Genomic DNA, 5,813 nt, shown 5'->3' with positions numbered 1-5,813 from the left:
CAATCTCACCTGCTTTGTTAATAAGGACGGCGGAACTATAAACGCCTTCAGGCGCTTTTTCCAACACACCAAAACAAATATAGCAGTGATGTTCTCTTGCCAATGAGGAAACTACCGAAGTAGTTTGCCCTGGAATTGGTTCGGCAAACTTTTGAAAATCCTGTTCGTTGTAAAGATAGCCTGTGAAAGCGCATTCAGGTAAACAAACAATATCGGGTTGCCATTGCGACACTTCCTTTAGCCTTTGTTGGAAATGTTGCAAATTTGCAGTTGGATTTCTGACTTCAATTCGTAATGGTATGAGACAAACGCGCATAGTATTTTGCAAGAAAGGTGGCTAACGGCCTGCGCTTCACCCGCACGCGGAGCGAAGCGGAACGTGTCGGGTGCAAGCGCGTGTCGGGCGGCATCTGCTACTATGCCGATGGAGGAAAACTTCTTTGAGCGATTTCTCCTTGCATCGTGTTGCACTTAGTACTGCTGTTTCGGGATTCGATATGAAAGCTCTACCATCCGAAATATGCCAGGTTGTCAAGCAGTCTACATTCTACTTTATGACGGCATGGAACCCGAACTGCGCTTCAAAGGGCAAGGAATCGGAGAAGGTGACGGTAATGGGAGTCGTCGGCTCATACGATTCCGGAGGAATAGCAGTAATCGTGTATTCTTGTTTAATACAAGCGCCGGGTGACCAGATCAAGATGCTGAACCAGCCCTCCCCTTTGCTGGAATCGGGATCGGGACCCCATTTCTGTGCAAATATGCCCCGCAGGTCGAACTGGACACCTTCCAGGGGCGGCTCAGATACGTCCCACCGGCCATCTCCATTGAGGTCTTGCCAAGCGGCAACCTTGAACGATTGAAAACAATCTGATATCACTTCAGGGGTGGGTGCCACCGTACCAACCGTACCACATGCACTCAACAACAGCACAACTATTGTCACATGGATGATTGATGTCAACCTTCTTGTGTTCACCTTCTTCTCTCCTGTCTTGCGAAAACCGCCCAACTATTAATTATACAGACTTCGGATATACCGCATGTTTACCGCGAATTGCCTCAATAAGAATCTAACTTTAGGGGATAACGTTGGCTCAAAAGTAATGTTACCCTAGAGCGGATCACGAAGTCCGCAGAGGGAGCCTATGATGAGTCAACGCAGTAAAAAAGAGCTGGTCGAAGTAGTCTGGCCGCGATACTTGAAAGCCAATCGAGCCCAGAAAACCCAAATCCTGAATGAATTTGTGGCAGCAACCGGTTACCATCGTAAATACGCCATCCGACTGCTCGAGCATGGACCAAAGCCAAAGGGACGGAAGAAAACCGGGCGCAGAAAGATCTATCAAGGCGAGGTGGTCAGGGTGTTGGAGCATATCTGGGAAATCTGCGGGCGGATTTGCTCGAAAAGGTTGAAGCCCTTTCTGCCCGAGATCGTGACCGTGTTGGAACGGCATCAGGAGGTATTGTTGTCGGCAGAAACCAAAGCCCTGTTGCTAGGGATGAGCCGGGCAACCATAGACCGCTGTCTGCAAGGGGCGCGCTTTGTGAAACGACGGGGATTATCTACGACCAAACCAGGGACCCTGCTCAAGAATGCCATCGCTGTGCGAAAATGGAATGAGTGGGATGATGCCCGGCCTGGTTTTGTCGAGGTGGATTTGGTGGCGCATTGCGGCGAGAGTGTGGAGGGGGTCTACCTCAACACCTTGACGGCGACAGATATTTCCACCGGTTGGACCGAGTGTTTTGCCCTGCCCAATAAGACCCAGGCAGCGGTTTCTCAAGCGATCAGCGAGTTGCGCCTGCGGCTACCTTTCCCTTTGCTGGGTATCGATTCAGACAATGGCAGTGAGTTCATCAACGAGACGCTCCTTCGCTATTGCCTGGACGAACAAATCACTTTCACTCGCTCCCGGCCGTACCAAAAGAATGACCAGGCTCACGTGGAACAAAAGAATTGGTCGGTCGTGCGCCATACGGTCGGCTATGACCGTCGGGAAACTCCTGAAGAGCGCGACCTGCTGGCCGCCATCTATGCCGACTTGCGCCTGTATGTCAATTTCTTCCAGCCCGTACTCAAATTGATTGGTAAGGTTCAGGTTGACGGCAGAACCATCAAACAGTATGATCAGGCCAGTACCTCTTTTCGTCGGGTTCTTGTAGCGGATCAGGTTTCAGTAGCAGATAAGCTTAGCTTGACGAACCAGTTTGTCCACCTTAATCCTGTCCAACTACGCAGGCAGATTGACCAAAACTTGGCAAAATTATGGAAAATCGTTCGGCAACATTTTCATTTGAGCCATCGATCCCTCTAAAGTAACATTTTCTTTTGAGGCATTACGACCGTACAGCCAGCCCCAGAAGGAAAGCTACACTGTGATTATTCTGAATTATCTCAAACCTTCATCAGAAAACAAACCTTAAGAAAATTATACATTCGTCTTTAGAATAATCATACGTCTGAGTGATCAATCCCAATTCCAAAGATAACACCTTCGCCAATTTCGTTACTGGCTTTACGGAGTGTCACATATGGGTATTGTCCGATTGAAGTGCCGCCAGATATGGTGAAAAAGGTCGTTGTTCAGATTTTGGCGAACGTATTGTTAGATGGTAAATAATTTATAATAAAGAGAACCAACGATTTTATTGAATTTCGAGAAATTTGAAACTCAATTACAAAAGCCAAGTATTTATGATCTTGAATTGACAAAAAAAGTTGCGAATCATGTGGTGGGAGGTTTTGATAAAAATTTTTTTGCAGTAATGATCACTTTTTGTGGGGCGATTATCCAGTTATTCAACTAAAAACGCTTGTCAAAATGATGTATTTGCCACAAATACGGTGGGTTTTTGATTAAGGGCTGAAAAACCAAAGTATATTGCGGTAGAACTTCAAAACTTTTATCTTCCAATGACAGTAGAAAGTCGCCACCCTATTTTGATGTCTGCTTGAACCCTCGTTCCTTTTAGCCCAACCCCCTCGCCTCCCGTCTACGGCTGCATCCACAACCTCAGGGCGCGGGATAACACCTCAATGCTGCGGCGGTACTCCGCCAGCGAGATGTGCTCGTGGGGGGTATGATCGAGGTTGGAATCGCCCGGTCCGTAGGCTACCGCCGGGCAGCCCCACACCGGTGCCACCAGATTCAAATCGGCGGTGCCGCTTTTGAGGGCAAAAGCCGGTTTCCCACCCGCAGCGCGGATGGCAGCCAGCAGCCCGCGCACCACAATTGTGTTCTTTTCGGCCAGGTAGGCCGGCACTTCGTCCAAAAGCTCAAGCCTTGCCTCACCACCCAGCTCGCCAAGCCGGCGCAGCGCCTCGGCCGGCGGCAGCCACAACGGCAGGCGCAGGTTGATCCACAACTCGGCCCAGCCGTGAAAGCCGTCCTCCCCCGACTGCATCCGGCGCAGGATGGGCGTGACCTGATCGAACGCCCGCTCGTGAGGCGCGTTCCACTCGTCGGCGGCGGCCATCAGGCGGTTCCAGAAAGTCACCGCGCTTTGCGGCGCGTTTTCCTGCTGCGCGGCCGGGTGCGCCAGGGCCTGCTCCACGCGGTATTTCACCAGCGCGCTGCCTTTGTAGCCCAGCGTCACCCGCTCCCACCCGCTTGGCTCGCCGATGATGGCGTACTGCGGGCGGTACCTGTCCAGTATCCAGCGCGCCCCGCGCGAGTCGCCTTCCTCGCCCACCGCGCCGATCACCACCACTTGCCAGCCGGGCGGTACGGCTGTCTGGCTGGCGGCAGCCACAAAACACGCCAGCGGGCCTTTGGCATCCACCGCGCCGCGCCCGTAGAGCAGGTCGCCCTCGCGCCGCACCGCAATTTCGCCCGCCACCGTGTCAATATGCCCCAACAGCACAATTTGCCGCTCACCTTCGCCGCGCCGTCCAATCGCATTCCCGATTTCATCAACGCCAGCCTCAAACCCCAGCCCGCGCATTGCTTCCGTCAGGTAAGCCACCGCCGCTTGTTCCGCGCCGGTCGGGCTGTAGGTGCGTAACAGACCCTCCAGCAGGGCTACTTCGTCCATTCGGCGGCTTCCTTTGCAAGGACGCTGGCAACGGCTTCCACCACCCGTTCAAGGTCGCTCTTTTCAATCACCAGCGGCGGCAGAAAGCGCATCACCGTCAGGCCGGCCGGCAGCGCCATCACCCCTTCGCTCATCAGCGCCTGCAGATAGGGGGTCACTTTTTGCTTTAACTCGATCCCGACCATCAACCCCAGCCCGCGCACTTCGCGAATCAGCGGCGAAGACAGCCCGCGCAGCTGTTCGATGAACCACGCCCCCAGTTCGGCAGCCCGTTCTGGCAGGCGGTTTTCCAGCAGAAAATTCAGGCTGGCCAGCGCGGCGGCGCAAGCCAGCGGATTGCCGCCGAAAGTCGAACCGTGCGTTTGCGGCGGCAGGCTGCCAATCCGTCCGCCGATCAGCACGGCGCCCATCGGTACGCCCCCGGCGATGGACTTTGCCAGACACACCAGATCGGGCCGCAAATCGTAATGCTGAAAGGCGAACAACCTGCCGGTCCTGCCAAAGCCGGTTTGCACCTCATCCACAATCAGCAGCGCACCGTGCTGGCGGCAGACCTGCTCTGCAACTGACAGAAATTCGGCGCTGGCCGGGTTCACCCCGCCCTCGCCCTGCACCACCTCCACCAGCACGGCAGCCGTCCGCTCACTGACCGCCGCCTGCAGCGCCTGCCGGTCATTGTAGGTCAGGTGGATAAAGCCGGGCACCAGCGGCTCGAACGGCTCGCGGTACTTCTTTTCCCACGTCGCCGAAAGCGCGCCGAACGTGCGCCCGTGAAAGGCACGCTTGAAAGCGATGATCTCACTGCGGCCGGTGGTCAGGCGGGCAAACTTGATGGCGGCTTCGTTCGCTTCGGCCCCCGAATTGCACAAAAAAACGCGCGGGTAACCGCTGACCTGACACAGCCGTTCTTCCCAGGCGGCGCGCCGGTCGTTGTAGAACATCTCCGGGCAGGAGATCAGCCGCTGCGCCTGTTCGGCAATTGCCTGTGCCACCTGCGGGTTGGCGTGGCCGATGTTAGCCGCCCCCTGCCCGCCGACGCAGTCAATATACTCGCGTCCTTCGCTGTCCCACAGGCGCGCCCCCTGCCCGCGCACAATCGCCAGCGGGCGCTTGGTGTACAAACCGGAGGTATGGTGATTTTCAATTTCGATGATGTCCATCATTCGATTATCGTTCCCTTTCCATTCAGGGCATCCAGCAGGGGGTGATCGCTGCGCCCGTCCGCAAAAATGACCCGGCTGACGCCGCCTTGCAGTGCCTCGGCCGCCCCCAACACTTTCTTTTTCATCCGCCCTTCGGCGTATTCAATGGCGCGCTGCACCTCCACCCGCGGCAGATGATGAATGAGCGTGCTTTCATCCGGGAATTTACGCATCAGACCGGGCACATTGGTCAGTAAAATCAGGCTTTGCGCGCCCAGCGCGCCGGCCACCATCGCCGCGGCGCGGTCGGCGTCCACATTCAGCGCTTCGCCAGCAGGCGAGATCGCCAGCGGGGCAACTACCGGCGTCAACCCCATGCCAAGCAGCAGGGAGAGAATTGCCGGGTTGACCTGCTCAATCTTGCCGGTGTAATCATCGCGCAACACCCGTTTGCGCCCGTTTTCCACCACGCGGATGGCTTCTTTGCGGTGCGCCACCATCCAGCGCCCATCCAGACCGGTCAACCCAAAAGCGTTGATGCCTTTGTGCTGTAACTGTTCCACCAGCAGGGTGTTGATTTTACCGGCCGTGACCATGGCAAAAATTTCCAGCGTTTCGCGGTTGGTGTAACGG

At 55.4% G+C, this 5,813-nt stretch carries 6 protein-coding genes; 1 reads left to right on the top strand and 5 read right to left on the bottom strand.

Annotation, left to right across the window (positions count from 1 at the left end; translation table 11 throughout):
• A partial coding sequence (locus ACWIZX_RS08625; protein ID WP_448335475.1) for a carbon-nitrogen hydrolase family protein occupies positions 1-316 on the bottom strand: 316 nt, incomplete at its 3' end.
• A gap of 231 nt (positions 317-547) precedes the next feature.
• The gene (locus ACWIZX_RS08620; RefSeq protein ID WP_448335474.1) at positions 548-964 is read right to left on the bottom strand and encodes a hypothetical protein; all 417 of its coding nucleotides are present in this window, start codon (positions 962-964) and stop codon (positions 548-550) included.
• 184 nt (positions 965-1,148) lie between these two features.
• Here ACWIZX_RS08620 and ACWIZX_RS08615 point away from each other — a divergent pair, with 184 nt between their 5' ends.
• Positions 1,149-2,318 (top strand): integrase catalytic domain-containing protein, encoded by a 1,170-nt coding sequence (locus tag ACWIZX_RS08615; protein WP_448335473.1) that lies wholly within the window; start codon positions 1,149-1,151, stop codon positions 2,316-2,318.
• A 679-nt stretch (positions 2,319-2,997) separates the two neighbouring features.
• Here the strand turns inward: ACWIZX_RS08615 and ACWIZX_RS08610 are convergent.
• The 3 genes from ACWIZX_RS08610 to ACWIZX_RS08600 all read right to left on the bottom strand — a co-directional run.
• A complete protein-coding gene (locus ACWIZX_RS08610) occupies positions 2,998-4,038 on the bottom strand; it encodes a [LysW]-lysine hydrolase (protein WP_448335472.1) in 1,041 nt (346 codons plus the stop codon).
• Positions 4,026-5,201, bottom strand: a complete 1,176-nt coding sequence (locus tag ACWIZX_RS08605) for an aspartate aminotransferase family protein (RefSeq protein ID WP_448335471.1) — start codon at positions 5,199-5,201, stop codon at positions 4,026-4,028. Before ACWIZX_RS08605 ends, ACWIZX_RS08610 begins: the two co-directional genes overlap by 13 nt.
• A partial coding sequence (locus ACWIZX_RS08600; RefSeq protein ID WP_448335470.1) for a [LysW]-aminoadipate kinase occupies positions 5,198-5,813 on the bottom strand: 616 nt, incomplete at its 5' end. The genes ACWIZX_RS08600 and ACWIZX_RS08605, both read right to left, overlap by 4 nt.

The sequence above is a fragment of the Bellilinea sp. genome (assembly GCF_053501535.1).
This window is presented reverse-complemented; position numbering and strand designations above follow the sequence as displayed.

What these genes read in the sequence shown, in the direction of transcription:
- ACWIZX_RS08615 (WP_448335473.1), top strand. Translation starts at nt 1,149, where the DNA reads ATGATGAGTCAACGCAGTAAAAAAGAGCTGGTCGAAGTAGTCTGGCCG.
- ACWIZX_RS08605 (WP_448335471.1), bottom strand. Translation starts at nt 5,201, where the DNA reads ATGATGGACATCATCGAAATTGAAAATCACCATACCTCCGGTTTGTAC.
- ACWIZX_RS08610 (WP_448335472.1), bottom strand. Translation starts at nt 4,038, where the DNA reads ATGGACGAAGTAGCCCTGCTGGAGGGTCTGTTACGCACCTACAGCCCG.